This window comes from Allobosea sp. LjRoot9, from assembly GCF_964252745.1.
GTDB lineage: Bacteria > Pseudomonadota > Alphaproteobacteria > Rhizobiales > Beijerinckiaceae > Allobosea.
On record NZ_CAXUPC020000008.1, the window covers coordinates 38,987 to 64,012 of the forward strand.

The window sequence follows — 25,026 nt, forward strand, 5'->3', positions numbered from 1 at the left end:
CCAGGTGAGAGCAGGGGCGGGCCGTCCGGCTCGCCCCGATCGGGAGAGCGGGTCATGACGATGCAGATCGCCGAAGCTCATTACATCACCCCGAGGCGCCGGCGCGTTCTGGTGGCGTCCAGATGGTGTCTCCAGGCCGCGATCGTGGCCGTGGTGGCGAGCCTCGCGATCTGGCTTGGCCTTGCGGTTCGTGAAGCGCTGGCGCGCAAGGGCATCCAGTTCTCGTTCGGCTATCTCTGGAATGCCGCCAATATCAGCCTGAGCGAGGGGCTTGCCCTGTCGCTCGATGGCGTCTGGCCGGTCCTGGAGCCGTTCAGCCCCTCCCATAGCAATGCGCAGGCGCTGTTTGCGGGCCTCTGGAACTCGCTCAAGGTCGCGCTCACCGCGATCCTCCTGTGCACCGTCTCCGGCACGCTGCTCGGCATCGGCCGCCTCTCGACCAACTGGCTGGTGCGAAACCTGTGCTTTGGGCTGGTGGAGTGCGTGCGCAACACGCCGCTGCTGATCCAGATCGTGTTCTGGTACTTCGCCGTCGTGCTGCGCTTCCCGCCGGCCAATGCCGCCTCCGGCTGGCTCAGTGGCGTCATCGCCAGCCGTTCGGGCCTGTTCCTGCCGGGCCTGGCGGTGTCCGAGGATGCCGGCCTCGCATCCTGGGCGCTGCTGGTCGCGGCCATTGCCTGCGCCATCGCCGCGCTCGTGATGCGGGGAGGGCGGCGCAAGCTGGCCTGCCTGGCCGCGGCGCTTGTTGCCCTCGCGCTTGCGGCTGCGCTCGGTTTCCCGCTGAGCACCGACCTGCCGGTCGCGACCCGCTTCGGCGCGCGCGGAGGCTTTGCGCTCTCGCCGGAAATGACCGCGATCCTGCTCGCGATCACCGTCAACAGCTCAGCCTATGTCGCCGAGATCGTGCGCGGCGCAATCGACGCGCTCCCGAAGGGGCAGTGGGAGGCCGCCGCCTCGCTGGGGCTGTCGCGCTCCCACACGCTGCGCGACATCATCCTGCCCCAGGTCGTCCGGATCGTCCTGCCTTCGCTCGCCAACCGCTATATCAGCCTGACGAAGGACACCTCGCTGGGGATCGCGATCGGCTTTCCCGACCTGTTCAACGTCTACGGCACCGTCTCGAACCAGACCGGGCGGAATCTCGAAGGCGTCATCGTGGTGATGCTGACCTATCTCGCCCTGAGCTGGATCATCAGCGCCTGCGTCAACGCCCTCAACGCCCGCATCAACGCGCAGGGAGGGACGCGATGACCGCTGTCGCCCTGCGCTGGCTGCACCGCAATCTCTTCGCCAAGCCGTTCGATGCCGCGCTCTCGCTCGTCGTCATCCCAGTGCTGGCCTGGGTAGCTTATGCCTCGCTCCATTGGGTGCTGGTCGAGGCGCGCTGGGAGGTGATCGGCGGCAGCCTCAAGGTGCTGATGGTCGGCATCTATCCCGTCGATCAGATCTGGCGGGCCTGGTTCGCGGCCGCGACGCTCTGCGCGATGTTCGGGGCGGGCCTCGGCCTCGCCATGCGCCCCGGCCGCGTTGCGCTCACGGCCGTCGCCGCGGTCGGCATACTGATCGCGGCGAGCGTTGCGGCCGTGATCGGCGCAGGCGCCGGGGGGCTCGCGGCAGGCAGCGCCGCGCTCGGCATCGCGGCCTGGAGCGCTGTCCATCATTTCGCGCGCGCCCAGCGCCTCGTCCTGCCCGGGCTGTTTGCCGGGGTGGCCGCGATCTTCGCCGTGCTCTCTGCGCCGGGCTTCGAGGTCTGGGGCGGCCTGCTGCTCAGCATCGTGCTGACGATCACCGTCTCGATCCTGACTTTGCCCTTCGGCATCCTGCTCGCGCTCGGGCGGCAGAGCCGCATCGCCAGCCTGCGCCTGATCTCGACAGCCTATATCGAGACGATGCGGTCGGTGCCGCTGATCCTCGTGGTCTACTGGATCTGGATCATCGTTCCACTGCTCGCGCCGGATACCGCGGTTCCCAGCCTGCTGCGCGGCATGGCGGGCTACGCCCTGTTCTTCGCGGCCTATGTCGCGGAATATGTCCGCAGCGGTCTGCAAGCCGTGCCCAAGGGCCAGATCGAGGCGGCGCGTTCGCTCGGCATGGGGACCTGGACGCTCAATCGCGACATCGTCCTGCCGCAGGCGCTGCGCGTCGTCGTGCCCTCCTTGGTCGGCCAGATCCTCGACATCTTCAACGGCGCGACGCTGGTCTTCATCATCGGCCTGACCGATTTCCTGCGCGCCGGCCAGATGATCCTCGCCGATCCGCAGAATGGCGGGCGGACCTACGAGATCTACGTCTTCCTGTTCGCCGTCTACTTCACCATCGGCGGGGCCATCACCTACGCCTCGCGCCGGCTCGAAGCCCATCTCGCAAGGGGGTCGCGATGAGCGCCATCCAGAACCTGTCCGCCGCTCCTGCGCGCGACATGATCGTCAGCATCACCCGTCTCAACAAATCCTTCGGCGCCTTCCATGTCCTCAGGGATGTCGATCTCGCCGTCGGGCGCGGCGAAGTCCTGGTGATCATCGGCGCCAGCGGCTCGGGCAAATCGACCCTGATCCGCTGCGTCAACGGGCTCGAGATGTATCAGAGCGGCCGGTTGACGGTCGACGGCTTCCAGATGCCGACCCAGGCCGACCGCGAGATCGGCGGGGAGAAGGAGCTGGCCAGGATCCGCCGGGGCGTCGGCATGGTGTTCCAGCAGTTCAACCTGTTCCCGCATATGAGCGCCGTCGACAATGTCGCCATCGCGCCGGTCAGGGTCCGCGGCCGGACACGCGAGGAGGCGAAGGCCACCGCGCTGCGCCTGCTGGAGCGGGTCGGTTTGCGCGATCACGCCGATAAATTCCCGGGCCAGCTCTCCGGCGGCCAGCAGCAGCGCGTCGCCATCGCCCGTTCGCTGGCGATGGAGCCGCACATCATGCTGTTCGACGAGCCGACCTCGGCGCTCGACCCCGAAATGGTCGGCGAGGTGCTCGACGTCATGCGCGAACTCGCTCGCGAAGGCATGACCATGATGATCGTGACGCATGAGATGGGCTTTGCCCGCGAGGTGGCGGACCGCGTCGTCTACATCGACCACGGTCGCATCCTCGAGATGGGCACGCCGGCCGAGATCTTCGACAGGCCGTCGCATGAGCGCACCCGGACCTTCCTGTCGCGCGTGCTGCGGCACTGACGAAACGCTCACTGTCCGTCCCGCCCGCGCCGCGAGCGCCCACCCCCTTCAAAGAGGACACGAACATGTCACCGACGACGGCCGCCCTGCAGACAGGTTTCCCCGATGCCGACTGGCATGGCTTCTTCAACGCCGATGCCCGGCAGCTCGGCGCCGACGTCGTCGCGCTGATCGACAGGGATCGCGAGCAGGAGATGCAATCCCTCAACATGATCGCCTCGGCCTCCTACGCGCCGCTGGGCCTGCGCCAGATCGAGGGAAGCCATCTCGTCAACCGCGCGCCGATGGGCCTGCCCGGCCGCCGCAGCGTCGCCAATTGCGAACAGCTCGACGCGATCGAAAATCTCGCCATCGACCGGGCCAAGGCGATCTTCGGTGCTGAGTACGTCAACGCCCAGGCGCTGTCCTCGACCATCGCCAATGTCGCGGTGCTGCGCGCGATCCTGCCGGCTGATGGCGCGCGGCTGCTCACCTTCGACGAGCTCGCCGGCGGCCATGTCAGCCACGGCGCCCTGCGCCACATAACGGGAGCCAACCGCGAGGTCGTCTCCTTCGGCGTGACCGGCACCGGCGCGGTCGATCTCGACCAGGCCCGCGAGCTTGCGCGCAAGACGAGACCGCATGTCCTGCTCGCCGGCCCCTCATCCTATCCACGCGAGATCGACTTTGCCGCGTTGCGGAGCATCGCCGACGAGGTCGGAGCGCTGCTCTTCAGCGATATCGCCCATGTGGCGGGCCTGATCGCGGCCGGCCTCCACGCCAACCCCGTGCCGTTCTCCGACGTCTCCACCACCTCGACGCAGAAGACGCTGTGCGGGCCGCGCAATGGCGCCTTCGTCTTCGCCAGGGAGCGCTTCGGCGCCGCCATCGATGCGGCCATCTACCCCGGGCTGCAGGGGCCGGCGGCGTCGAACATGATCGCGGCCCGTGCCGTGCAGATGGAGATGATCGCCCGGCCCGCCTTTGCGCAGCTGATGGGCGACATCGTGGCGAATGCGAAGGCTTTCGCGGAGGGCCTTCAGGACGGCGGGATCGAGCTCTACACCGGAGGCACCGACTCCCACATGATCATGGCCTATACCGGCGAGAACTGGACGCAAGCCCAGCTCGTTGCGGGGCTCGCCGCCCATGGCATTCTCGGCAATGCCATGCGCGCGCCGGGGCAGGGGGGAGAGCCGCGCACCGCCTTCCGCTTCGGCAGCGTCGCCCTGACGATCCGTGGTCTGCGCCCGAACGAGGCCATGAGGCTGGGCCATGAGGTCGCCGGCATCCTGCGCGCCGGTCCCGCCGCTTCCGTGGACCCGGCGCGGCTGCGCCGGCTGCAAGAGCTGGCCGCCGCCCACCCGATCCCGTCCTTTGTCGACTGAGATGCCGCGCCGCCGGCGCGAGCGCGAAGGACAGCCGCGATGGCAGCCTTCACCAGCGCTGGCCGGCTTGCCGTTCAACCTTGCCGCCTGATTGCCGGAGCCGAACATGACCAGCCATTACGATGTCGCCGCGATCCGTCGCCAGTTCCCGGTGACCGAGCGCATGCTCTATCTCGATTCCGCCCATCAGACGCCGCTCGCCACCAGCGTCCGCGACGCGCTCATGCGCTTCTACCGGGAAGGCAGCGAAACCGCCGGGCCCAAGCCCGTCTGGCTCGACCGGGTCGAACAGGTGCGTGCCCGGGTGGCCAAGCTCCTCAACGCGCAGCCTGCCGAAATCGCCTTCACCAAGAACACCTCGGAAGGCATGAACATCGCCGCGAACGCCCTGCCGCTGGCGGCCGGGGACAATGTGCTCCTCGTCGAGGGCGACCATCCCAACAATGCCTATGCCTTCCTCAATCTGCGGCGGAAAGGCGTCGAGGTGCGCTTCGTGCCGATCTCGGGCACGACGGCGCGGGCCGAGATGTTCGCCCCCCATATCGATGGCCGGACGCGGGCGATCTCGCTCTCCCACGTCACCTTCCATGCCGGGCACCGCTTCGACCTAGCCTCGATCGGCGCCCTCTGCGCGCAGATGAGCCTGTATTTCGTCGTCGATGCGATGCAGTCGACCGGTGTCGTGCCGCTCGACGTCAAGGCGAGCGGCGCAAGCCTGATTGGCTCAGGCTGCCATAAGGGGCTGCTGGTTCCGCAGGGCCTCGGCATCCTCTATTGCCGGCAGGACCTCACGGAATTGCAGCCAGCCTATATGGCGATGTCGAGCCTCGCCGATCCGCCGGGCGATTACATCGCGCGCGCCGAGAATATGGCGCTCAAGCCGGGAGCGGGCCGGTTCGAGATCGGCAATGTCAATCTGCCCGATATCCACGCGCTCGACGCCTCGCTGAGCCTGATCGAAAGCATCGGCGTCGCCGCGATCGAAGCCCATCTCCAGGATCTCGGCGACCGCCTGATCGAGCATATCGACGCGCTTGGAATCCGGCTCGTGGGGCCGCGCGCCCGTGCCGACCGCTCGCCCCATATCTATGTGCTCGATCTGCCGGCGCAGGACTGGGCCGACTATCTCGCGAGCCGGCAGGTGCGGGTCTCGCCGGAGCGCGACGGCATCCGCGTCTCGTTCGGCCTGTTCAATAATGCCGGGGATGTCGACCGTTTCGCCCAGATTCTCGCTGAACGCGGCGCTATGCTGCCGCGGGCACGGAGTGTGGCCTAGCAAGAGCGTTTTCGAGCGAAGTGGACACCGGTTCGCGTGAAGAAAACGCGTCAAAACAAAGAGCTAGAGCAATTTGCTCTAGCTTTGGTGCGCGAGCGGAAGGGGACAAGCGTATGAGCAGGGGGCGGGTCGCGGTTATCGGCACGGGGGGCACGATCGGTGCGGTCGGACGGGATGTCTTCGACCTCCATGATTACGATGCCAACGGCGTCATCCTCGATGCCGCGCAATTGCTGGAAGCCTTGCCCCGCAGGGACGATGACCCCGTCTGTTATGCGGTTCCGTTCAGCGCCGTGCCGAGCACGCGCATCGGCTTTGCGGAATGGCGCGAGCTTGCCCAGCTCTGCACCACGCTCGTCGCGGAGGATCCGGAGCTGACGGGGATCGTGATCACGCATGGCACCTCGACCCTGGAGGAGACGGCGTATTTCCTCAATCTCACCGTCAAGGTGAGTATCCCGGTTGTCCTGGTCGGGTCGATGCGCCCGTCGAACGGCCTGTCGAGCGATGGGGCGCTGAACCTGCGAAACGGCATCCGCGTCGCAGCCTGCCCCGACGCTGTCGGTCTCGGCGTCCTCGTTGTCCTGAACGACGAGATCCATTCGGCCAGGGACGTGACCAAATGCTCCAACTCCCGCGTGCAAGCCTTCCAGTCTCCTGTCCATGGCCTTCTCGGGCAGGTCGATTCGGACCGGATCGCGTTTTACCGCCGCCCGTTGCGCGCGCACGCGCCCGACACGGAATTTGAAATCGAGCGCATCGAGGCCTTGCCGCGCGTCGACATCCTCTATGCCTATGTCGGCGGGGACGATGTGCTGGCCCGGGCCGCGATCGGGGCCGGTGCCAGAGGCATCGTCTCGGCGGGCTTCGCGCCCGGAGCAACCAATCAGGCGGAGAAGGCAGCGCTACGCGAGGCCGCCGCGAATGGCATCATCATCGTCCAATCCTCACGCGCAGGGAGCGGGCGTGTCCCCGGGACCAGCGGGCTTGAAAAAAGCGGCTTCCTCAGTGCCGATGACCTGACCCCGCAGAAGGCGCGAATCCTGCTGGCGCTCGCACTGACGCGATCGGATGACGTCAACCGGATCGAGGGGATGTTCCGGCGTTACTGACCTGTCCGGGGGGCAGCCGCTGCTGTTTCATGCGCGAATGACTGCTGTCTGGTCCTGACTGATCAGGACCCGGTGCAAGCGCGCGGCTCGATCGTCAGGATGAGCCGCTATTCGTCTTCCGGCAGACGCCACGCACCAGTCCTCCCGGGGTGACGCTCCCGGGACGAATGCGCGCGCAACGGCTTACGCCGCGCGGCGCTGCACGAAATCTGCACAATAATCCTGAAATCCTGATCCTTGCCCCGGCTGGCGCTGCAAGCGGCGGGCGCATGACTGCGGCATGGCAGAGATCATCGCTCCCCGCGCTTTCACACCGACCTTGCCGCGCCGGCTGGCCCGGGATGGCTGGTGGCTCCTGGCGAGTGCGCTCCCTGCCGAGACCGCGATTTCCGTTTTTCCCGCTCCGCCGCGCCGCTCCCGCGCGCCGCAAACCGCCCTCAGCGAGGCCCCAGATCCATGCCCGTCCCATCTATCCCGATCTCAAACTCCATCCCGATCCCGGCAGGAATGACGGCGGGCCCGTCCTCACCCCGGCCAAGGCGCTGGCTGCAAACCCGGCTCGGGCTCGCCGGCGGCCTGGTGCTCCTGGCCGATCTCCTGTTCTACGGCCATGAGCTCGGCATCTCGCTCGCCTATTTCCTCGCGGCCCTGGCCGCCGCCTCGCTCTGGGCGAACCCGATCAGGGCGAGCGGCCGCAGCCGCGCGCTGGCGCTGCTGTTGCTGGGGGCAGGGCTGCTAGTCATCGTCGAGGCGGTCGATCTGCTGTCCTCCTCGCTGGCGATCCTCTCGACAATGATCTTTGCCGTGATGATCAGCCAGCAACGGCAGGCCCGCTGGCAGGAGCAGATCCGGGAGGCGAGGCGGATGCTGCTTGCCGGCGCCTTCAGGCTGCTCGGCGATATCGGGCGCGTCAGCCGCCTCTCGGCGCTGCGCAGGAGGGCCCCGGGCGGGTTCGGCTGGGTGACGAGCTGGATCATCCCGCTGATCTTCCTCAGCGTCTTCGCGACGCTGTTTGCCTCCGCCAATCCGCTCCTGGAAAGCTGGCTGAGCCGGATCGATCCACGCCTGCTCTTCAACCTGCTCTCGCCGGGGCGGACCCTGTTCTGGCTCCTGATGCTGTGCCTGATCTGGCCGATGCTGCATGTCCGGGCGGCCCGCAAGCGCAAGGCGCAAGCGTTGGCGAAGCAGGAGACGGCGGCGCCGGCGGCCAAGGCGATCACCTACGATCCCTATGGGCTGTTCGGCGACGCGGCGATCCTGCGTTCGCTGGTCCTGTTCAACGCGCTCTTCGCCGTGCAGACCTGCCTCGATATCGCCTATCTCTGGGGCGGTGTGGCGCTGCCCGACGGCATGAGCTATGCGGCTTATGCCCATCGCGGCGCCTATCCGCTCGTCGTCACCGCGCTGCTGGCTGCCGTTTTCGTCATGATCGCGATGCGCCCGGCCGGCCCCGCCGCGCGCAAGGCTGCGATCCGGCCGCTGGTGCTCGCCTGGGTCGGCCAGAACATCATGCTGATGGTCTCGTCGCTGCTGCGGCTGGACCTCTATGTCGCCGCCTATTCGCTGACCTGGCTGCGCCTTGTCGCCTTCATCTGGATGCTGCTCGTCGCCATCGGCCTGGTGCTGATCGTCATCCAGATCAGCGGCCGCAAATCGACGAACTGGCTCGTCTCGGCCAATGCCGCCGCGCTGGCGCTGACGCTTTACGGCTTCTGCTTCGTCAACACGCCAGCCGTGATCGCGAACTACAATTTCCGCCATTCCCAGGAGCTGCGCGGAACCGGCCCGCGTCTCGACGTCCTCTATCTGACCTCGCTCGGTCCCCAGGCCATCCCCGCGCTCGACCGCTACGCGCCGCGCATCGCAGCCGTCGAGCGCGCCGTTCCGGGCTCGTCCTGGAGCTGGAACGTGAACAGGCTACCGGGCATCCGCGACCGCATGGCGGGCGAGCATCACGCAGAACAGGGGGATTGGCGGGCCTGGGGCTTTCGCGCGTGGCGCCTGTCGCGATACTTGGCTAACACTCCCGATGCCCCTTTAGGGGTCAACCGCAGCCCGGCCACGCCCGGCCAGTGACAGGCACGCGACAATGGCGCCCCGCATACTCGTGGTCGATGACGACAGCCATATCCGCGAGGTCATCTGTTTCGCGCTCGAGAAGGCCGGCATGGCGACGGTGATCGCGCGCGATGGCGTGCAGGCTCTGGAGAGCTTCAGGCGGCAGCCCGCCGACCTTGTCATTCTCGACATCGGCATGCCGGAAATGGACGGGCTCGAGGTCTGCCGGCAACTCCGCAGATCCTCGGATGCGCCGATCCTCTTTCTGTCGGCGCGGGACGAGGAGATCGACCGGGTCCTGGGGCTCGAAATCGGTGGCGACGACTATGTCACCAAGCCGTTCAGCCCGCGCGAGCTGGTGGCCCGCGTCAGCGTGATCCTGAAACGCACGCGCCCCGGCAGGGTCACCGCTGCGGCGCCAGCCGAGCCACTGTCGCAGGGCGCGCTGCAGCTTGACCCGGAAGCCCATCTGGCGAGCTTCGCGGGCAAGGCCCTGGCGCTGACGGGCATCGAGTTTGCGATCCTGAAGGCCTTTGCCGCGCGTCCCCGCCAGGTCTTCAGCCGCGAGCAGATCCTGGAAAGCGCCTATGCCGGGGCCGTCCATGTCGCCGACCGGACGATCGACAGCCATATCCGCAACATCCGCGCCAAGCTCGCGGCTGTGGGCTGCGACAGCGCGATCGACACCGTGCACGGCGTCGGCTTCCGGCTCGGGCGCTGCGAGGCAAGGACTTGAAGACGAGCACCGTGAAGACCCCCGGCGCGCCTGCGGCCCGGGTCGCCGCGAAATGGCGGCCCAATCTCAGCCTCATCGTCTTCCTGATGCTGACGGCGGTGCTCGCCCTGCCATTCATCGGCCTGTTCTTCTTCCGCATCTACGAAAACCAGCTGGTTCATCAGACCGAGGCGGAGCTGATCGCGCAAAGCGTGGTCCTCGCCGCCGTGATCCGACAGGATTTCGAGAGCAATCTGCCCACTGAGGCCGCATTGGGCGCGCAGGCTCCAGCCGAGCCGGCCTCGGCTCGCGACGAGCCCTTCAGGCCGATCCTGCCCAGGCTCGACCTGACGCGCGACGGCATGCTCGGCCGCAGGCCCGATGCGCAGCCCGCACGCGAGCCCGCCAGCGCAGCCTTCAGGGCGGCGGGCGAGCGCTTGTCGCCGCTGCTTGCGGAAACCCAGAGCGTCACGCTGGCGGGCTTCCGCCTGCTCGATCCGTGGGGGGTGGTGATCGCCGGGCGCGAGGAGACCGGCCTGTCGCTGGCCCATGTCGAGGAGGTCGCGACAGCGCTAAGCGGGCGCTTCACCACGACGCTGCGCCAGCGCGTCTCGAAGAATGCGCCGCCGCCGCTCTATTCGCTCAGCCGCGGCACCAGCATCCGCATCTTCGCGGCGACGCCGATCATCCTGCGCGGCCGCGTCGCCGGCGTGCTCTACGCCTCGCGCACGCCCAGCAACGTCTTCCGCCATCTCTATGAGGAGCGCGGCAAGGTCGTGCTTGCCGGCCTGTCCGTCGCCGCGCTGACGCTGCTGATCGGCCTTGCCTTCCACCGCACCATCACCCGCCCGGTGCATGAACTGATCGCCCGGACGGTCGCGATCGGCCATGGCGACCGCGCCGCCATGCGCCCATTGAGCAATCACGGCACCGCCGAGTTCGCAAAACTGTCGCAGAGCTTCCTCGACATGGCCGGCAATCTGAACAACCGCTCCGACTTCATCGCGACCTTCGCGGCGCATGTCTCGCATGAGCTGAAATCGCCCCTGACCTCGATCGAGGGCGCGGCCGAATTGCTGCGCGACGATATCGCCGGCGACGGCCGCGCGATGAGCGACGCGGAACGTCGCCGCTTCCTCAGCAACATCATCACCGACACGCATCGCCTGACCGCGATCACCAACCGCCTGCGCGAGCTTGCCCGCGCCGAGAGCGCGCCGACCGGGGGCGCGACCAGCCTCTCGCCCGCCATCGCCGCTCTCCAACGGGATGTCCCGGAGCTCGCCATTCGCGCGGAGGGCGATCTCGATGGCTCGATCCGCATCTCCGCCGAGAATCTGCGCATCATCCTGTCCCATCTCGCCGACAATGCGCTGCGCCATGGCGCGACCGAGTTCGCCATCAGCGCGGCGGCTGAGGCGGACCGGCTCCACGTCACCGTCTCCGACAATGGCAGCGGCGTCTCGCCGAACAACCGGGCGCGGATCTTCGACAGCTTCTTCACCACGCGCCGTGACAGCGGCGGAACCGGCATGGGGCTCGCCATCGTCCGCGCGATGCTCAACGCGCACAGCGGGTCGATCGAACTTCTCGATCCCGCGGCCGGGGCTGCCTTCAGCCTGGCCTTTCAGCGCGCCGCCGAAGGCGAGGTTCATGGCTGAAACGAGCTCGCCAGAAACGGGCCCGCGCTCACGCCGGGTCATGATCGCCTTCTGCCTCGCGATCATCATCTCGGGCCTGCTGCTGCGGCGCTTCGGCCCCGGTCTCAGCCTGCCCTTCATCGTCGTGAAATATGGCGGCTCGCTGCTTTGGGGCACGATGGTCTATGCGCTGCTGGCCAGCATCGCCATGCGGCGACCTGCTGCGCAGCTTGCAGGCCTTGCCGCCGTGACCGCGCTCAGTGTCGAGCTGTTTCGCCTCTGGCACACGCCCTGGCTCGACGCCTTCAGGCTGACGACGCCAGGCGCGCTCTTGCTCGGGCGCGTCTTCTCGCCATGGAACCTCGTGGCTTATGGGGTTGGGATCGGGCTGGGCTGGGGGGCTGACCGTCTCCTGCGACGAGCGGGCGCGTCATGTCCCAGGGATGCGGGCCGTTGACGGCCCGAGTGCGGCCCGTTCCGAACTTTCGGGGCGTCTAGGGCTCGACGTTAAGCCACTTCGCGGTGAACCAAGAGCGGTCCATTCTCTGAACACGAATTCTGTCGCTGACCATCCAGGGTCGCTGCGATTATGGTTGTGCCAACCGCTGTATGGCTTGGCCGACCGGCGTATCACCCTTTGTGAGCTCAATGATGATGCGGTTGACTGCCGGATTCTCGATAATCTCGACGAGCGCCGTCGCAACGTCGTCTCGCGTGACCTCACCATTGGGAATTGCCAAACCCGCTCGCACCATGCCGGTGCCGGGGTCGCTTAACAATGTCCCCGGCCGGAGGATCACCCAATCCATATCCGTTTCCGCCAGATGGACATCGGCCAGCTTCTTCACAGCCATGTAGTTTTCGAAGGTATCGGATACCTGTTTGCCACGGAACGCTTCGGGGAAAGCCGAGACTAAAAGAAAGCGCCTGATGCCGGCCTCTTGGGCAGACGCCACTGACAACTCCAACCCACGACCGTCGATTGCATTGGTCATCTCCGTGCCACCCTTCCCGCCAGCTCCGGCAGAAAAAACCACCACGTCGCTATCAGCCATGAGCCGAGCTAACTGGGACACATCAAGTTCCGTAAGGCTACCCTGCACCGGAGTAGCGCCCAGTGCCATGAGTTCATCCGCTTGCTCCGGCTTGCGGTACAGCGCCATTGTTTGATGACCGCGCTCGCTCAACTGACGTGTCAGCGAGCGCCCGATCTTGCCCGCTGCGCCAACAACGAAAACCTTTTGCATGGCGCTCTCCTGATGGGATGGCCGAGGAACCGTGCCATACGTCGTATGGCCCTCTGTTCCATTTCTGCGGCGCGAGTCCAGAGCCTGATCTCATCAGCGCGCTGATCCCACCCAGTCAAGCAATAGCTTGGGTTAAAGCTGGACCATCCGGCGACCAGCTGCGGAATGTCCGCTTGCCACCCCGTGCGGACTCCACGAAAGCCGGCTTTCGGACAGGCTCGCTTGCAAGCCGGCAGGAGTTGCGCCGGCAGGGAGGTTTACGGCTTCCGGGAACCCTGCGGGCGTTGTGGCACGATGAAGCCTCCGGATTGATGCGCCCACAGCTCGGCATAGAGCCCGCCGCGATCAAGCAACTCCGCATGGGAGCCTTGATCGACAATGCGCCCGCCATCCATCACCACAAGCCGGTCCATGAGTTGCAGCGTGGAGAGGCGATGCGCGATGGCGATGACGGTCTTCCCGTGCATGAGGTCCGAGAGCGCATCCTGGATCGCGGCCTCGACCTGCGAGTCGAGGGATGATGTCGCCTCGTCGAGCAGGAGAATCGGGGCGTCTTTCAGGATCACCCGCGCAATGGCGATGCGCTGGCGCTGTCCGCCGGAGAGCTTGACGCCGCGCTCGCCGACGAAGGCTTCGAAACCTTGGCGCCCCTTGCCGTCCACCAGTCTGTCGATGAAGCTGTCGGCTTGCGCCTTCCGGGCCGCGTCACGCATCATCTCTTCATCGGCGTCGTGGCGGGCATAGAGGATGTTCTCGCCGACGGAGCGGTGCAGCAGCGAGGAATCCTGAGCCACCACTGCGATCCGCGCGCGCAGCGACTCTTCGGTGACGCCGGCGATGTCCTGACCGTCGATCAGGATTCGGCCCGATTGCGGTTCGTAAAAGCGCAGCAGCAGATTGACGAGCGTGGACTTGCCCGCGCCCGAGCGCCCGACCAGGCCGACCTTTTCACCGGCGCCGACGGTCAGGGACAGCCCGTCCACCACGCGGTGCGGCTGCGTGTAGTGAAAATGCAGATCCTCGAACCGGATCTCGCCATGCGAAGCCGCGAGCGGACGCGCGCCGGGCCTGTCGAGCTGGCTCAGCGGCTGCGCGATCGTCTTCATGCCCTCCTGCACGACGCCGATATTCTCGAAAATGCCTGCGATTTCGAACGCCACCCAATTTGACATGGCGATGATCTGGGTTGTCAGAAGAACGGCGGTCGTCAGCGTGCCCGCATCGACGCGTCCCTGCGAGAACAGCCAGACGCCGATACCGCCCGTCGTCGCCAAGAGGATCGCGTTGAGGCAGACCAGGCAGAACACATAGACGGTATTGAGCCGCTGCTGGCGCGCGAAAGCGGCCTGGAAGCGCTGGAAGCCGTCGCGCATATAGGCGTCATCATCGCTCCGGCGCCCGAACAGCTTGACGGTCATCATATTGGTGAAGGTGTCGACGACCTTGCCGGAGATGGCCGAGCGCATCTCCGAGGTCTCGCGCGAGCGGACCTGCATCTTCGGCAGCGTGTAGGCGAGGAGCGAGCCGTAGAACAGAAACCAGGCCATCATCGGTGCGGCCAGGCGAATGTCCTGCGTGCCGAGAAGACCGATCGCGGTCGCGCCGAAAATGAGGATCTGCCAGACCGCGCGAACGAAGGAGACGATCGTATCCCGCAGCGGCCGGCCCGTCTGCATGACCCGGCTGGCCAAGCGCCCGGCGAAGTCGTCATGAAAGAAGGCGAGCGGCTGGCGCACGACGTGCCAGTAATTCTGCCAGTGAATCAGCGTCGTGAAAGAGACGGCAATCGAGTGGTTCACGAGCAGGCGAAACAGGATCGCGCCCAGCGGCCGCACCACGAGCACGATCGCCGCCAAGATCAGGAGCAGATGGCCGGCAGCGTCGAAAACGCGCTCGCGCGGTACCGACGACAGGATGGAGACGAGGCGCCCGATAAGATAAGGCACCACGGCGTCAACGACGGCAAGCGCAAAGCCGAGCATGAACAGCGCTGCGAACAGGCCCTTCGCCTGGCGGATGAAATGCCAATAGAATGTCCGTAGTCCGCTGGGAGGCTCGCCCGGAGGCGATGCTGTCGAATCAACGAGAGTGTCGAAGAAGCTGAACATCAGTCCTTATGGTTGCTAGGGTGTCGGTGTGGCAACCGCGAATGGTCGCGGTCAGAGGCGAGTTCTAGACTGATCGACCGCGTTTCCACCTGGCCGCCCAAATGATTGGCGCCCCTTTCGCGCAATGTCTGCTTGCTGGAGCATGACGAGCGTCTGGGTCTGGCCGATTGCAGACCTCGACAAACCCGGATTCCACTCGTTCCTGTCTTCGGCCCAGTCCGGTTTCGGGCGGTTTTTTGCGCAGGTGAGGGGGGATCGACATAGGTCATGCCGGCAAGCCGATAGGATGCAATCCTACTGCGTGCTATAAGAGGGCTAAGGAAAGGCTGCGACCATGAGAACCACCCAGCAAATGAGCATCACCCTGCCGCTGGAACTGGCGCGGATGGTGAAATCCAAGGTCGAGGCAGGCGGCTACGCCTCCGAGAGCGAGGTCATCCGCGAAGGCTTGCGGGCGCTGCAGGAACGCGACGCCGTGGTGGAGCGGTGGCTGCAGGATGAGGTCGGGCCGACCCTTGACCGCTACCGCGCCGATCCGACCAGGGGCGCGCCGCTCGACGAGGCGTTCGGACGCCTCAGCGCCAGGATGAACGCAGACGCCGACAAAGCGCGCTGACCATGGTCTACCGCATCAGGCTTTTGCCGGAGGCGGAGGCCGACCTGGCCGCCATCTACGACTACATCCGGGATCAAGCCTCGCAGGCCATTGCCCAAGGCTATGTCCAGCGCATCATGGCCTATCTGGCAGGGTTTGATACCTTCCCCGAGCGCGGAACGCGCCGCGACGACATCCGCCCGGGTCTGCGCATCATCGGGTTCGAGCGCCGCGTGACGATCGCCTTCCTGGTGGAGGGTGACGAAGTTGTCGTGTCGAACGTTCTCTATGGCGGGCGGGCATTGCCGGAAGAGACAGGCGGCTAGAGCAGTTTTCGATCTGATGAGATCGTTCAATAACTCTAGCTCCTTGTTTTAACGCGTTTTCTTCACGCGAACCGGTGTCCACTTCGCTCGAAAATGCTCTATGTGCGGTCATCATGCATAACGCTTGCCGGGTATTTCACACTGGCAAGGTATTTCGCCGGCGGCTTGCCCAGCGCCTTCTTGAACATGGTGATGAAGGCCGCGACGGATTCGTAGCCCAGCTCGGCCGAAACCTGCTGGACTGTCGCGCCGTTGGACAACTCCCTGATGGCGACGATCAGGTGCAGCTGTTGTCGCCAGCGCCCGAAGCTCAACCCGGTTTCCTTGATCACCAGGCGGCTGAGGCTGCTCTCGCTGAGCGCGACGCGACTGGCCCAGGCGCTTAAGCCGGTCCGGTCGGCAGGGTTTGCGGCCAAGGCATCGGCAATCCGGCGCAGCCGCGGTTCCGACGAGATCGGCAGATAGAGCTGCTGGACAGGCATGCGCGGCAATTCGGCGAGCAACAGCCTGGCCAGAAGCGCGTCAGCGTCATCCGTATCGGAGCGTTCGGACAGCGCGACGATGAGTTCGCGCAATAATGGCGAGATGGAAACGGTGCAGCATCGGACCGGAAGATCGGCAGCGCCGGGTTCGATGTAAACGAAGAACAGCTTCGCATTGGCGGTCGCGATATTGCTGTGTTTCATGCCGCCTGGAATCCAGACCGCGCAATGCGTCGGCACCATCCATAAGCCGCTGGGAACGCGACAGCTTACGCCCCCAGTCAGCGCAAAGACGAGCTGGCCCTTGCGGTGCTGGTGAGCGGCAACCTCCGCTCCCGTTTCGCTGACGTCGACGCGTACCGCAATCGCCGGAGCGATGGTCCCGTCCACATCGAAATCCGGCCATGGATAGTGAAGTGGCTGCCGCATGGATTGACTGATTTTGATAATGAATTGGCAGAATATCCAAATTCCTGCATGCCCAAAAGCGCTAAAATTCCCCGAATGCGGCGTGATCGAGCCGGGCATTGATGAGGAGTTGGCGGATGGCGAACGTCGTTATCGTGGCGGGCGGCTGGCATGGCGGCTGCGAGCTCACGCCTTTCGCGCGCAGGCTGCGTGCGCTTGGACATGAGGTGTTTACGCCGACACTCACCGGATTGGGCGAACGGGTGCACCTCGCGGCGGCGCGACCCAACCTCGACACACATATTCTCGATGTGGCCAATCTGCTCGAATTCGAGGATCTCTCCGATGTCGTTCTGTGCGCGCACAGCTATGGCGGGATGGTGATAACGGGGGTGGCGGATCGCATGCCCGAGCGCATAGCCGCGCTCGTCTACATCGACGCGCTTGTGCCCGAGGATGGCGATACCTGGTGGAGCCTGGTCAACGACCACTTCCGGGCGATCGCCATTGAGGGGGCCGACGAGGACGGCTTTGGCGTTCGACCGCCCGCGCATATGGACCCGCGTTGCCGGCCGCATCCCTTAGCGTCGTTTCTCCAGAAGATCCGATTGGCCGGGCGCTGCAAAGAGGTTCGCGAGAAGCTCTTTGTCTACGCCACCGGCTGGGCCGACAGCCCGTTCCCTGCAACGGTCGAGCGCCTCAGAAAGCTCGCGGACTGGCGGATCGAGGAGATGCCCACCAGGCACAACATCATCGCCGCGGCGCCTGATCAGTTCCTGGCAATCCTGACCAGGCTCGAGGCCATGCAATAGTCGGCATTAGCCCCTCAGTCGCGTCAGGCCCCTTTCGCCGCCACGAAACCAGGTTTCCCCCTGTCGCGTTTTCGATTTTGCGCGCTTTCGATCTTGCGAGCTTTCGATCTTGGAACCAGGCGGGCCAGCAAGTGTTGCCTCTGCGATGGCCCAGAAATCCGAAGAGCCAGAAATCCGAAGAGCCAGGAAAGGATCCCAAGGGCTGGGAAAGGAGAGGAGCATGACACCATTCGAACATATCGGGACCGGACGTGAACTTGCCCTCGTCATGGCCAGCCGATTTCCGCATGAGGATTGGGTCGCCAGCCTGGCGAACCAGACGGGCAAGAGCCGCGATTTCGTCGAGTGGCATCTTCAGGAGGATCTGGAGCCGCCAACCGAAATCCTCGCGGCGGCGGGCGAACTGCTGAACGCGCGCGATCAGCTGCGTGGTGACCGGGATGAGGATGAGGTCGGCCAGACGCCGGCAGGCGATAAGCTCCTGACCAGCGACGACCTTCCTTTCTCCGGGCTGCCTGGAAATTGGGGCAAGCTGCGCAAAAGCTGATGCGGGAGCAAAAGCTGACGCGGAAGTAAGCGGCGCGCCGACGGGCGTAAGCAGCCTGCGAAATGCGGCCTTCTTTCAAAGGAGTCGGAACAGATCGAGCCGACTCCCGTTCCACTGCAATTAGTGCCGCAGCCCAAGGCAGAACATGTCCTCGTTTGCGTTCGAGCGGGCGGCGACATGCGCGACGACCAGTCCCAACCAGAGGAGGTGGCGATGCGAGTCAGTGAAGCAATGACCCCGGACGTCTATGTTGCCAGTCCCAACGAAACCATCCAGGAGGCCGCGCGAATGATGGCGAGCCTCGATGCCGGCGTATTGCCTGTCGGTGATCAGGACCGCCTGGTCGGCATGATCACCGATCGCGACATCGCGATACGCGGCGTCGCGGCGGGCAAGGGTCCCGACGCCAAGGTCCGCGACGTGATGACGATCGACGTCAAATATTGTTTTGACGATCAGGACCTCGACGAGGTCACCCGCAATATGGCTGACATCCAGGTCCGGCGCTTGCCGGTCGTGGATCGATCCAAGCGCCTGGTCGGCATCGTCTCGCTCGGCGACGTCGCGATTGTGGATGGCAACGGCAAGGCCGGTGAGGCTTTGAGCGGAATTTCCCGGCCAGGCGGGAAGCACAACCAGACGCGCTAAGCCGAACTGCCGGGGCAGGGGGCAACCCCGCTTCCCCTGCGCCTGGACGGCGCGACGAATTCCAGGCTGAGAGGCCCGGCCGCCTTTCGGAGCGCCGGGCCGATGAACACCGGGCGGGTAACTGCCGCGCTGCGCGCAGCGATCGGTCGTTTGTGTTCCCTGCGGCCAGCCGGGGTAATCAATAACCCAGCAGCGCGACTGCCAGCCATGCGACCGCGGCCAGGACGAGCCCGCCGACGAGAACGACCAGCACTGGCCGCCCGAGAAAGCCCTGACGGGCTTCGATTGGCGTTTCGACAGCGGGATCTGCTGTCGAATGGCTGTCGGCCCGCATCGGAGGAATGGGATCGCCGCCTTTCGCGACGGACTGCATCCGCGCCCGTCGCTCGGCCTCGGTTTCCATGACCTATCCCCTCACGAGATGATCCCGGACAGATCATGCGGAGTGCGATAGGGGCCGGCGCTCTCGTCGAAGCGCTTCCAGCCCTCTCGCTCATACTCTCGGCGGCGCGCTTCGGCATCGACCGAACCAGCGCCATCCATGATCTTCTCGATGACCGAGGCGTGCGAATCCGATGTCCGGACCGAAACGACCACACCGCCGCGCCGGATGGTCTCGGCGAAATAATGGGCCTCGTCATCATTCAGGCCGGTGCTGGTCATCGCTCCGATCAGATTGCCGGCTGCGACGCCGGCGACTGCGCCCACCGCCATGCTGCTGAGAATCCATCCTGCCGCAAAAGCGGGGCCCACGCCGGGGATCGGCAGGGCCGCCAAGCTCCCGAGCAGCCCGGCGCCGCCTCCGACGACGCCCCCGACCTCGCCCCCATGCCTGGCATCGGCCTCCACCTGCTCCGGGCGGTAGCCGATGATGCTGATATCCTCGGATTGGGCACCTGCCGCTTCGAGCCGCGAAACAGCGGTCTCGGCGTCGGCGATGTCATCATAGGACCGTGTGATGGTGCGTGCCATGAAGCTGCTCCTTCGCTGGGATGCACTTCGAAACGAACCAAGTCCCGCGCATCTTGTTCCCGAAGGGCATCTTGTTCCCGAAGACAGAACGCGCGGCCGTTCCATCACTCGCCTCCGGGAACAAGCAGAGCCAGCGTGCGGTTGCCGGGAGGGGCCAGCCGAGAGCCAGCAGGCATCTCGACCTCCTTCATGTCGCCGAGCGGGTGACGGCCTCGATCTTGTTGCCGTCGGGATCGAATACGAAGGCCCCGTAGTAGTGAGCATCGTATTCGGGACGCAGGCCGGGCGGTCCGGCATCGGAGCCGCCATGGGCCAAAGCAATGTCATGAAACGCATCGACGACGTCGCGGCCGCCAGCCAGGAAGGCGATATGAGTTCCATTGCCGACGGAGGCATGCTTTCCGTCATGCGGCGTTTCCACGGAGAACAGGATGGCGCTTACCCCGTAATCCGCCGAACGGGCGCTGCTGTTGAGCAGCCGCAATCCGAGGCGGTCCAGAACGGCATCGTAGAAGATGCGTGCGCGGACGATGTCGTTTGTTCCAACCGAGACATGGTCGATCATCACGCCTCCTTCCCCGCGAGCACATCGCGATATTCGGGATGGCGCCGCACCCAATCGGCCAGGAAGGAACAGGCGGGCATGATACGTTCGCCCTTGCTACGCGCGAATTCGAAAATGCCTGCGGCCAGCTCGGACCCGATGCCCTGTCCGCGAAGCGTGGGCGGAACTTCGGTATGCGAGATGACGAGGTAGCCGTTCGCGCGCCGGTAGGTTGCGAAGGCCTCGCCGCCGCGAACGCGCATCACGAAACGGTTGCGTTCGGGTTCGTCACGGATCGATGGCGCGGTTGGGCTTGTTGCATGCGTGGTCATGGCACCTCCACAAAGCTTACCCCGGCGTTGAACCGTCAGCTCGGCCCGGAGTTCCATGCCTGGTCCCGATTGGAGGAGCAGTCCGAGTTCCTGCAGCTGCTGGAGCGTTTCGAGCGAAGTGGCTACCGGTTCCCCCGCGACAAACGCGAAGCGTTTGCGCGGAGAAAACGCGTTAAAGCAAAAAGCAGGAGCAATTGAGCGATCCAATCAGGTCGGAGACTGCTAGCCAGCACCGTGACGACTGTCCCAGCCGCGAATGGCTTCGTTCAGCGCCTCGAGCTCCGCCTCCTCGCTCTGCGAGCGCTGGGACCTGTTCAGGGTCTTGATGCGCCTGAGCGCCAGCGCATAATCTTCCGAGGTCTCGATCTGGATTCTCGTGGGAGCATCGGATGCCCGCTCGGCAGGATCATGTTGCACATGCGTTTTCATGGCGACCTCCAAAAACGCCAAACGGACAAGGCGGCCGCTTCGTTCCATGATGACCTTGTGCAGGCCGGTATGGTCGCCGCGTTGTAGTCTGTCTGGCAGGGGGATCTACGACGCATGAAGCCGTTATCCGGGGCGTACACGGTCGCGATGCCGTGGTACGAGGAGGAGGATTTCGCGCGGCTCTGGTCGCTCGCCCATGATCGCGCCGAGATTTCGCCCGACTATGCCACATGGCATCGCAATGCCCGCCGCGTTCTGGCCGAGGCTCTCGCCGCCGGGAAAGCGATCGAAGTCGTCACGATCAAGCCTGACGCCTATCTGGCGTGGTTGGGCTCGGCTCCCAACACCGCCGCGGCCAGGCTCCGCTATGTCGAGGAGGTCGCGGCAGGCATGGTCAGTCGGGCGGGCGTGGTTGGTTAGATACCGCCGGGTGCGAGAACCTCAGCCATAACGCGGCAGCGCCGTCCGATATGGGCCGGGGCAGGGGAACCCGACCCCATGACGAGCGGTTCTTCCCTTGAGGAGGATAGCCCCATGACGAACACGCCACATCGCGCCACGGATGCGCCGGCGCCCTACAACACCCCGCAGCGCCCCGGACAGTCCGGTGAGGATGCCGAACGGCGGGCCGGGCCGAGCCCGCGCTCGGTGAACCCCACCGGACCGCACGCGCCCTATGATCCAAACGACTCCGAGGGCACTGCTGCCGAAAAGCATTGGACCGAACCTGTATCCGAACCGGCGAAGAAGCCGTCTGCCAAGCCCGGCCTCGGCGAAAACTTCGTGGTCATCGACAGCGGTAGCAGCAAAGCCTAGCGGCGAGCCCGACGGCAGATGAGCAACCGGAGCGGAAGAGCCGCGTCAGCCGATCATTTGGGCCGGCCGGAGCAGGGCGGCTCCCCGAAACGCAGCGCGGCCAGGTTCGCGCGCGCTTCAGAACCTCACAGCCAGCACGCCCTTGAAGGCGTGGTCCTGCGTGTCCTGGGCGAGCTGGCCGGTATAGGCCAGGCCGAGCGTGGCGCTCTTGCCGATGGCGAGGTCGAGCCCGGCCTCGACGATGGCGGCGTCCCGGGCGATCGGGACGCCGGCGATGCTGAAGGCGCTCGCGCCTGAGAAGGCGAGGGTCGTGGTCGGATCGACGTCGCCGAAGGCATGGCGCCAGGCGAGCCCGCCGCGCAGGGTCAGGTCCACGCCCCGCGAGGCCAGGATGCCCTGCAAGGTGAAATTGGTCGAGGCGCGCAGGCCCAGCGTGGAATAGCCGAGCCTGGTGTCGTCGCCGCGGGCGGTCAACGCGGCCGCGCCCCCGGTCTCGCTGAAGCCGTCCGTATGCAGATTGACATAGGCGAGGCCCGCGAAGGGCTCGAAGGCGACCCGGTCAAGGTCGATGCGATAGCCGAGCTCGCCGAAGATCTGGGCCGTGCCGGCGTCGTAACCGGCGCGCAGATTGCTGCCGAAGGCCGAGGAGATGACGGTGCGGCTGGTCTCGACATCGTGCCAGCTATAGCTCGCGCCGGTCCGCAGGCTGAGCACGCCCCATTGGCCGCCGGCGTAAAGGCCGAGATGGTAGTTGTCGCTCTCGCCCGAGGAGAACCGGCTGTTCACGTCGAACACGCTGCGGCTGTAGCCGGCGACCGCGCCGATGCGCAGCGTGTCGAACAGGGCGGCATCGGCACCGAGCAGGAAGCCGCCGGTCGAATGCGTCAGCCTGGCGGCGTTGCCGTCGCTGCCGCTGCGGCCCCAGGAACCATAGCCCTGGCCCCAGACCGCGAAGCGGTCGGCGTTCAGCGTCGGCATCGGCCCCTTCACGCTCGGGGCGAGGTCGGCGGTGAAGCCGTAATTCAACGTCGCCATCGGCGCCACGCCGACGCCTCCGAAGGCCGAGCGCAGCCGGTCGTTGACGGCGGCGCGCAGCAGCCAGCTCTCGTCGATCAGCGCCGTCCTGGCCGAGGCATGGATCTCGCCGGAGATCTGGTCGAGCGCCGTGCGGGCGGCATCCAGCGTCGGCTGGTTGATCATGCCGGTCTGGACCGGGTTGCTCGCCGGCAGGCTGTCGACGCCGTTGCCGACCGCGACCTGGTTGCCGGTCGAGCCGGCGGAGGCGACGGTGCGCGTCTGGATCACCGTCAGATAGGCGTTGTTGGCGTCGTAGCTGTCGCGCAGGCTCAGGAACGGCGTCATGGCGAAGTCGCCCGAGCCATAGCTTCCGGTCAGCCCGCCGGTCGAGGTCAGGATGGTGTAGCGCTGGCCGGCCAGCAGGGTGGCTCCGGTGTAATTGATGGCAGTGAAGGCCGCGCCGCTCGCCAGCGTCGCCGTGCCGTTCACCCGGATCAGGTCGGAGGTCACGGTCGCGGGGTCGATCTCGACCTGATAGGTCGAGCCGGCCGCCTGCAGATACGTCCCGTTGACGGTGAGTGTGCCGATCGAGTTGCCGGGCGCGATGGTGCCGCCGGCCGAAATCGTGGTCGCGCCGACCGTGCCGTTGCCCTGCAGCCGGCCGCCGAGCACCGTCACCGTGCCGCCCAGCACTCCGTTGACCGACAATGTGCCGGCCTCGACCAGGGTGGCGCCGGAGAACGCCGAATTATTGGCCGTCAGGATCGTCGTGCCGCTGCCGATCTGGCGGAGCGTGCCGCTGCCCAGGACAAGATTGTCGAAGGTGAAGGCATCGGAGCGGTTGAAGGCCAGCGTGCCGGTACCGGCGGTCGTGACGCTGCCGATGAGGCTGCCGCTGGTGCCGCCATTGCCGATCTGCAGCGTGCCCTGCTGGACCAGCCAGTTCGTGGTCGCCGTGCCGGCGCCAATCAGGCTCCAGGTGCCGGTCCCCGTCTTCTCGAAGCTGTCGAAGTTCTGGTACTGCGCGCTCGGGCCGATCGCCGAGATGTCGAAGCTGGAGATCCCGGTGCCGCCGAGGCGGAAGACGTCGTTCACACCGGTGGCGTTCGCGACGACATTGCCCTCGATCACCGAGCCGGCCTGAAGCTCTAGCGTGAGCGAGCCTGTCGTCGGAGTGACGCCGGCGATCCAGCCGATCGCATCGCTGCCGGCGCCGGCCCGAATCGTGCCGCTGTTGATGATATTGAGTGCCAAAGTGGCGGAGGTGGCGGCTATCGCGAAGTTGCCTGTGCCGCCCTCAATCGTGCCGGTGTTGATGATCTGGCCGGCGCCATTGCGCGCGGATATGCCACGGCCGCCGGTTGTGCCTGTTCCACCGCGAATAACGCCGTGGTTGGTCAGCGTCGCAATGGCTCCCGGGCCGCCAAAATCGACGCCGGGGGCCCCGGTCCCCGCATTGGTGGTTCCACCTTGGACGAGCCCCATATTCGTTACCGACGCCCCGGCGCGAATGGCAAGAGCCGCTGCCGAAGTTCCGCCGTCGGTGCCCTGGAACGTGCCTACCAACGTTCTGACGGCGCCGACTCCAGAGATTGAGGTACCGCTGTTGGGGGTGCCGAAGAGAGTGAACCCTTGGCTGTCGATTGTGATGGGCTTCGTCGCGGTTGGTAAATTGCCGAGAGCCGTAGTGAAATCAGCGGTCATGACGATCGTCGAGCTCGGATCGCCGTCGCCGTTCGCCGTAGTGATGGCGGAGCGCAGCTGGCCGTCATTGCTGACGTAATAGGTCGCGGCCGAGGCCGGCGTCAGGCCGGCGATGGCCAGCGCCGCAAAGGAGACCCCGGCGAAAAGCCTCGCTTTTCCCGTATATTCCATGCCTGCAGCCCCGCCCACGCCCGTCTCCATCGCGATTCTTCAGGGAAAACTGGGAAATATCCCAGGTTGCAAGAATTCCCGGATTCGGCCTTTGCGACAAGGCCGCACCGGCAACACGGCGAACAGAACGTTTACAAAGCAGCAAATATATCACAGCGCTGCGACAGGCGGCCGGGGCTGGCTCGTGCCGGCTTGGAGCCCGTGGAAACTTCGGCCCCATCCCAAGCTGCAGCCCTCATCCTTCGAGACGCCGCTTCGCGGCTCCTCAGAGCCTGGCCGATAACGATGCCCTTATTTTCAAAGGCCTGGCCCTTGGCAACAATTGCGCCGTCATCCCGGGCGACCGCAGGGAGACCCGGGATCCATGCCTGAACCTTTCGCGATAGGCGTTCCGGCATGGATCCCGGGTCTGCGCTTCGCTCCGCCCGGGATGACGGCGCGTTTTTCCCCAATATTCAAGATTTTGAAAATAGCGGCATCGTTATTGGCCAGACTCTCAGGATGAGGGCTCACAGGTCCAGCCGGCTC

General features: G+C 65.7%; 26 protein-coding genes. 17 read left to right on the forward strand and 9 right to left on the reverse strand.

Translation table 11 applies throughout. From position 1 onward, the window contains the following. Window positions 1-54: 54 nt before the first annotated feature. The 10 genes from ACSQ3P_RS24515 (at window position 55) to ACSQ3P_RS24560 (ending at window position 11,797) form a co-directional block, all read left to right on the forward strand. Window positions 55-1,251, forward strand: coding sequence for an ABC transporter permease subunit (locus ACSQ3P_RS24515; RefSeq protein WP_436168081.1), 1,197 nt, complete (start codon window positions 55-57; stop codon window positions 1,249-1,251). Next, a complete protein-coding gene (locus ACSQ3P_RS24520) occupies window positions 1,248-2,381 on the forward strand; it encodes an amino acid ABC transporter permease (RefSeq protein WP_436168082.1) in 1,134 nt (377 codons plus the stop codon). The genes ACSQ3P_RS24515 and ACSQ3P_RS24520 overlap by 4 nt, the downstream gene beginning before the upstream one ends. Continuing rightward, a complete protein-coding gene (locus tag ACSQ3P_RS24525) occupies window positions 2,378-3,172 on the forward strand; it encodes an amino acid ABC transporter ATP-binding protein (RefSeq protein ID WP_436168083.1) in 795 nt (264 codons plus the stop codon). The genes ACSQ3P_RS24520 and ACSQ3P_RS24525 overlap by 4 nt, the downstream gene beginning before the upstream one ends. Window positions 3,173-3,237: 65 nt before the next feature. After that, window positions 3,238-4,539 (forward strand): serine hydroxymethyltransferase, encoded by a 1,302-nt coding sequence (glyA, locus tag ACSQ3P_RS24530; RefSeq protein ID WP_436168084.1) that lies wholly within the window; start codon window positions 3,238-3,240, stop codon window positions 4,537-4,539. A 106-nt stretch (window positions 4,540-4,645) separates the two neighbouring features. Beyond that, window positions 4,646-5,815, forward strand: a complete 1,170-nt coding sequence (locus tag ACSQ3P_RS24535) for an aminotransferase class V-fold PLP-dependent enzyme (RefSeq protein WP_436168085.1) — start codon at window positions 4,646-4,648, stop codon at window positions 5,813-5,815. 20 nt (window positions 5,816-5,835) lie between these two features. Further along, entirely contained in the window at window positions 5,836-6,927 is a 1,092-nt protein-coding gene (locus ACSQ3P_RS24540; protein WP_436168086.1) for an asparaginase, read from the forward strand. 456 nt (window positions 6,928-7,383) lie between these two features. After that, window positions 7,384-9,003, forward strand: coding sequence for a DUF4153 domain-containing protein (locus tag ACSQ3P_RS24545; RefSeq protein WP_436168087.1), 1,620 nt, complete (start codon window positions 7,384-7,386; stop codon window positions 9,001-9,003). Between the two features lie 13 nt (window positions 9,004-9,016). Continuing rightward, window positions 9,017-9,721: a response regulator gene (locus ACSQ3P_RS24550; protein ID WP_436168088.1), complete on the forward strand. Its 705-nt coding sequence runs from the start codon at window positions 9,017-9,019 to the stop codon at window positions 9,719-9,721. A gap of 86 nt (window positions 9,722-9,807) precedes the next feature. Further along, on the forward strand, window positions 9,808-11,361 hold the full coding sequence (locus ACSQ3P_RS24555) for a HAMP domain-containing sensor histidine kinase (RefSeq protein ID WP_436168276.1): 1,554 nt from the start codon (window positions 9,808-9,810) through the stop codon (window positions 11,359-11,361). After that, window positions 11,354-11,797 carry a DUF2809 domain-containing protein gene (locus tag ACSQ3P_RS24560; protein WP_436168089.1) on the forward strand — a complete coding sequence of 148 codons (444 nt, stop codon included), beginning with the start codon at window positions 11,354-11,356 and terminating at the stop codon, window positions 11,795-11,797. Before ACSQ3P_RS24555 ends, ACSQ3P_RS24560 begins: the two co-directional genes overlap by 8 nt. 130 nt (window positions 11,798-11,927) lie before the next feature. On the opposite strand, the gene ACSQ3P_RS24565 is transcribed toward ACSQ3P_RS24560, so the two are convergent. Both ACSQ3P_RS24565 and ACSQ3P_RS24570 read right to left on the reverse strand, forming a co-directional pair. Further along, window positions 11,928-12,587, reverse strand: coding sequence for an NAD(P)-binding oxidoreductase (locus tag ACSQ3P_RS24565; RefSeq protein ID WP_436168090.1), 660 nt, complete (start codon window positions 12,585-12,587; stop codon window positions 11,928-11,930). Between the two features lie 257 nt (window positions 12,588-12,844). Beyond that, the gene (locus ACSQ3P_RS24570; protein ID WP_436168091.1) at window positions 12,845-14,695 is read right to left on the reverse strand and encodes an ABC transporter ATP-binding protein; all 1,851 of its coding nucleotides are present in this window, start codon (window positions 14,693-14,695) and stop codon (window positions 12,845-12,847) included. Window positions 14,696-15,029: 334 nt separating this feature from the next. Between ACSQ3P_RS24570 and ACSQ3P_RS24575 the strand changes: the two genes are divergently transcribed. Together ACSQ3P_RS24575 and ACSQ3P_RS24580 are read left to right on the forward strand one after the other, a co-directional pair. Then, window positions 15,030-15,311: a type II toxin-antitoxin system ParD family antitoxin gene (locus ACSQ3P_RS24575; RefSeq protein ID WP_436168092.1), complete on the forward strand. Its 282-nt coding sequence runs from the start codon at window positions 15,030-15,032 to the stop codon at window positions 15,309-15,311. Between the two features lie 2 nt (window positions 15,312-15,313). Beyond that, window positions 15,314-15,616 carry a type II toxin-antitoxin system RelE/ParE family toxin gene (locus ACSQ3P_RS24580; RefSeq protein WP_436168093.1) on the forward strand — a complete coding sequence of 101 codons (303 nt, stop codon included), beginning with the start codon at window positions 15,314-15,316 and terminating at the stop codon, window positions 15,614-15,616. Between the two features lie 98 nt (window positions 15,617-15,714). Here the strand turns inward: ACSQ3P_RS24580 and ACSQ3P_RS24585 are convergent, their stop codons facing one another. Next, window positions 15,715-16,527, reverse strand: coding sequence for an AraC family transcriptional regulator (locus ACSQ3P_RS24585; protein ID WP_436168277.1), 813 nt, complete (start codon window positions 16,525-16,527; stop codon window positions 15,715-15,717). Between the two features lie 116 nt (window positions 16,528-16,643). Between ACSQ3P_RS24585 and ACSQ3P_RS24590 the strand changes: the two genes are divergently transcribed. The 3 genes from ACSQ3P_RS24590 to ACSQ3P_RS24600 all read left to right on the forward strand — a co-directional run bounded on the left by ACSQ3P_RS24590 (window position 16,644) and on the right by ACSQ3P_RS24600 (window position 18,513). Then, window positions 16,644-17,318 (forward strand): alpha/beta fold hydrolase, encoded by a 675-nt coding sequence (locus tag ACSQ3P_RS24590; RefSeq protein ID WP_436168094.1) that lies wholly within the window; start codon window positions 16,644-16,646, stop codon window positions 17,316-17,318. A 145-nt stretch (window positions 17,319-17,463) separates the two neighbouring features. Beyond that, on the forward strand, window positions 17,464-17,865 hold the full coding sequence (locus tag ACSQ3P_RS24595; protein ID WP_436168095.1) for a hypothetical protein: 402 nt from the start codon (window positions 17,464-17,466) through the stop codon (window positions 17,863-17,865). A gap of 213 nt (window positions 17,866-18,078) precedes the next feature. Then, complete coding sequence (locus ACSQ3P_RS24600; RefSeq protein ID WP_436168278.1) at window positions 18,079-18,513, forward strand: CBS domain-containing protein; 435 nt, start codon at window positions 18,079-18,081, stop codon at window positions 18,511-18,513. Between the two features lie 178 nt (window positions 18,514-18,691). On the opposite strand, the gene ACSQ3P_RS24605 is transcribed toward ACSQ3P_RS24600, so the two are convergent. The 5 genes from ACSQ3P_RS24605 to ACSQ3P_RS24625 all read right to left on the reverse strand — a co-directional run bounded on the left by ACSQ3P_RS24605 (window position 18,692) and on the right by ACSQ3P_RS24625 (window position 20,838). Beyond that, on the reverse strand, window positions 18,692-18,916 hold the full coding sequence (locus ACSQ3P_RS24605; RefSeq protein ID WP_436168096.1) for a hypothetical protein: 225 nt from the start codon (window positions 18,914-18,916) through the stop codon (window positions 18,692-18,694). Window positions 18,917-18,927: 11 nt separating this feature from the next. Then, a complete protein-coding gene (locus ACSQ3P_RS24610; RefSeq protein ID WP_436168097.1) occupies window positions 18,928-19,485 on the reverse strand; it encodes a hypothetical protein in 558 nt (185 codons plus the stop codon). A gap of 187 nt (window positions 19,486-19,672) precedes the next feature. Next, entirely contained in the window at window positions 19,673-20,050 is a 378-nt protein-coding gene (locus ACSQ3P_RS24615) for a VOC family protein (RefSeq protein ID WP_436168098.1), read from the reverse strand. Next, entirely contained in the window at window positions 20,050-20,418 is a 369-nt protein-coding gene (locus tag ACSQ3P_RS24620) for a GNAT family N-acetyltransferase (protein WP_436168099.1), read from the reverse strand. Before ACSQ3P_RS24620 ends, ACSQ3P_RS24615 begins: the two co-directional genes overlap by 1 nt. 165 nt (window positions 20,419-20,583) lie before the next feature. Further along, complete coding sequence (locus ACSQ3P_RS24625) at window positions 20,584-20,838, reverse strand: hypothetical protein (protein WP_436168100.1); 255 nt, start codon at window positions 20,836-20,838, stop codon at window positions 20,584-20,586. 66 nt (window positions 20,839-20,904) lie between these two features. Here ACSQ3P_RS24625 and ACSQ3P_RS24630 point away from each other — a divergent pair, with 66 nt between their 5' ends. Then, the gene (locus ACSQ3P_RS24630) at window positions 20,905-21,210 is read left to right on the forward strand and encodes a hypothetical protein (protein ID WP_436168101.1); all 306 of its coding nucleotides are present in this window, start codon (window positions 20,905-20,907) and stop codon (window positions 21,208-21,210) included. A gap of 114 nt (window positions 21,211-21,324) precedes the next feature. Further along, a complete protein-coding gene (locus ACSQ3P_RS24635) occupies window positions 21,325-21,606 on the forward strand; it encodes a hypothetical protein (protein WP_436168102.1) in 282 nt (93 codons plus the stop codon). A 117-nt stretch (window positions 21,607-21,723) separates the two neighbouring features. Here ACSQ3P_RS24635 and ACSQ3P_RS24640 read toward each other — a convergent pair whose 3' ends face one another. Then, window positions 21,724-24,528 (reverse strand): autotransporter outer membrane beta-barrel domain-containing protein, encoded by a 2,805-nt coding sequence (locus ACSQ3P_RS24640; protein WP_436168103.1) that lies wholly within the window; start codon window positions 24,526-24,528, stop codon window positions 21,724-21,726. Window positions 24,529-25,026 lie beyond the last annotated feature (498 nt).

What these genes read in the sequence shown, in the direction of transcription:
- ACSQ3P_RS24515 (WP_436168081.1), top strand. Translation starts at nt 55, where the DNA reads ATGACGATGCAGATCGCCGAAGCTCATTACATCACCCCGAGGCGCCGG.
- ACSQ3P_RS24520 (WP_436168082.1), top strand. Translation starts at nt 1,248, where the DNA reads ATGACCGCTGTCGCCCTGCGCTGGCTGCACCGCAATCTCTTCGCCAAG.
- ACSQ3P_RS24525 (WP_436168083.1), top strand. Translation starts at nt 2,378, where the DNA reads ATGAGCGCCATCCAGAACCTGTCCGCCGCTCCTGCGCGCGACATGATC.
- glyA (WP_436168084.1), top strand. Translation starts at nt 3,238, where the DNA reads ATGTCACCGACGACGGCCGCCCTGCAGACAGGTTTCCCCGATGCCGAC.
- ACSQ3P_RS24535 (WP_436168085.1), top strand. Translation starts at nt 4,646, where the DNA reads ATGACCAGCCATTACGATGTCGCCGCGATCCGTCGCCAGTTCCCGGTG.
- ACSQ3P_RS24545 (WP_436168087.1), top strand. Translation starts at nt 7,384, where the DNA reads ATGCCCGTCCCATCTATCCCGATCTCAAACTCCATCCCGATCCCGGCA.
- ACSQ3P_RS24550 (WP_436168088.1), top strand. Translation starts at nt 9,017, where the DNA reads ATGGCGCCCCGCATACTCGTGGTCGATGACGACAGCCATATCCGCGAG.
- ACSQ3P_RS24555 (WP_436168276.1), top strand. Translation starts at nt 9,808, where the DNA reads ATGCTGACGGCGGTGCTCGCCCTGCCATTCATCGGCCTGTTCTTCTTC.
- ACSQ3P_RS24560 (WP_436168089.1), top strand. Translation starts at nt 11,354, where the DNA reads ATGGCTGAAACGAGCTCGCCAGAAACGGGCCCGCGCTCACGCCGGGTC.
- ACSQ3P_RS24565 (WP_436168090.1), bottom strand. Translation starts at nt 12,587, where the DNA reads ATGCAAAAGGTTTTCGTTGTTGGCGCAGCGGGCAAGATCGGGCGCTCG.
- ACSQ3P_RS24570 (WP_436168091.1), bottom strand. Translation starts at nt 14,695, where the DNA reads ATGTTCAGCTTCTTCGACACTCTCGTTGATTCGACAGCATCGCCTCCG.
- ACSQ3P_RS24575 (WP_436168092.1), top strand. Translation starts at nt 15,030, where the DNA reads ATGAGAACCACCCAGCAAATGAGCATCACCCTGCCGCTGGAACTGGCG.
- ACSQ3P_RS24580 (WP_436168093.1), top strand. Translation starts at nt 15,314, where the DNA reads ATGGTCTACCGCATCAGGCTTTTGCCGGAGGCGGAGGCCGACCTGGCC.
- ACSQ3P_RS24585 (WP_436168277.1), bottom strand. Translation starts at nt 16,527, where the DNA reads ATGCGGCAGCCACTTCACTATCCATGGCCGGATTTCGATGTGGACGGG.
- ACSQ3P_RS24590 (WP_436168094.1), top strand. Translation starts at nt 16,644, where the DNA reads ATGGCGAACGTCGTTATCGTGGCGGGCGGCTGGCATGGCGGCTGCGAG.
- ACSQ3P_RS24595 (WP_436168095.1), top strand. Translation starts at nt 17,464, where the DNA reads ATGGCCCAGAAATCCGAAGAGCCAGAAATCCGAAGAGCCAGGAAAGGA.
- ACSQ3P_RS24600 (WP_436168278.1), top strand. Translation starts at nt 18,079, where the DNA reads ATGCGAGTCAGTGAAGCAATGACCCCGGACGTCTATGTTGCCAGTCCC.
- ACSQ3P_RS24605 (WP_436168096.1), bottom strand. Translation starts at nt 18,916, where the DNA reads ATGGAAACCGAGGCCGAGCGACGGGCGCGGATGCAGTCCGTCGCGAAA.
- ACSQ3P_RS24610 (WP_436168097.1), bottom strand. Translation starts at nt 19,485, where the DNA reads ATGGCACGCACCATCACACGGTCCTATGATGACATCGCCGACGCCGAG.
- ACSQ3P_RS24615 (WP_436168098.1), bottom strand. Translation starts at nt 20,050, where the DNA reads ATGATCGACCATGTCTCGGTTGGAACAAACGACATCGTCCGCGCACGC.
- ACSQ3P_RS24620 (WP_436168099.1), bottom strand. Translation starts at nt 20,418, where the DNA reads ATGGAACTCCGGGCCGAGCTGACGGTTCAACGCCGGGGTAAGCTTTGT.
- ACSQ3P_RS24625 (WP_436168100.1), bottom strand. Translation starts at nt 20,838, where the DNA reads ATGGAACGAAGCGGCCGCCTTGTCCGTTTGGCGTTTTTGGAGGTCGCC.
- ACSQ3P_RS24630 (WP_436168101.1), top strand. Translation starts at nt 20,905, where the DNA reads ATGAAGCCGTTATCCGGGGCGTACACGGTCGCGATGCCGTGGTACGAG.
- ACSQ3P_RS24635 (WP_436168102.1), top strand. Translation starts at nt 21,325, where the DNA reads ATGACGAACACGCCACATCGCGCCACGGATGCGCCGGCGCCCTACAAC.
- ACSQ3P_RS24640 (WP_436168103.1), bottom strand. Translation starts at nt 24,528, where the DNA reads ATGGAGACGGGCGTGGGCGGGGCTGCAGGCATGGAATATACGGGAAAA.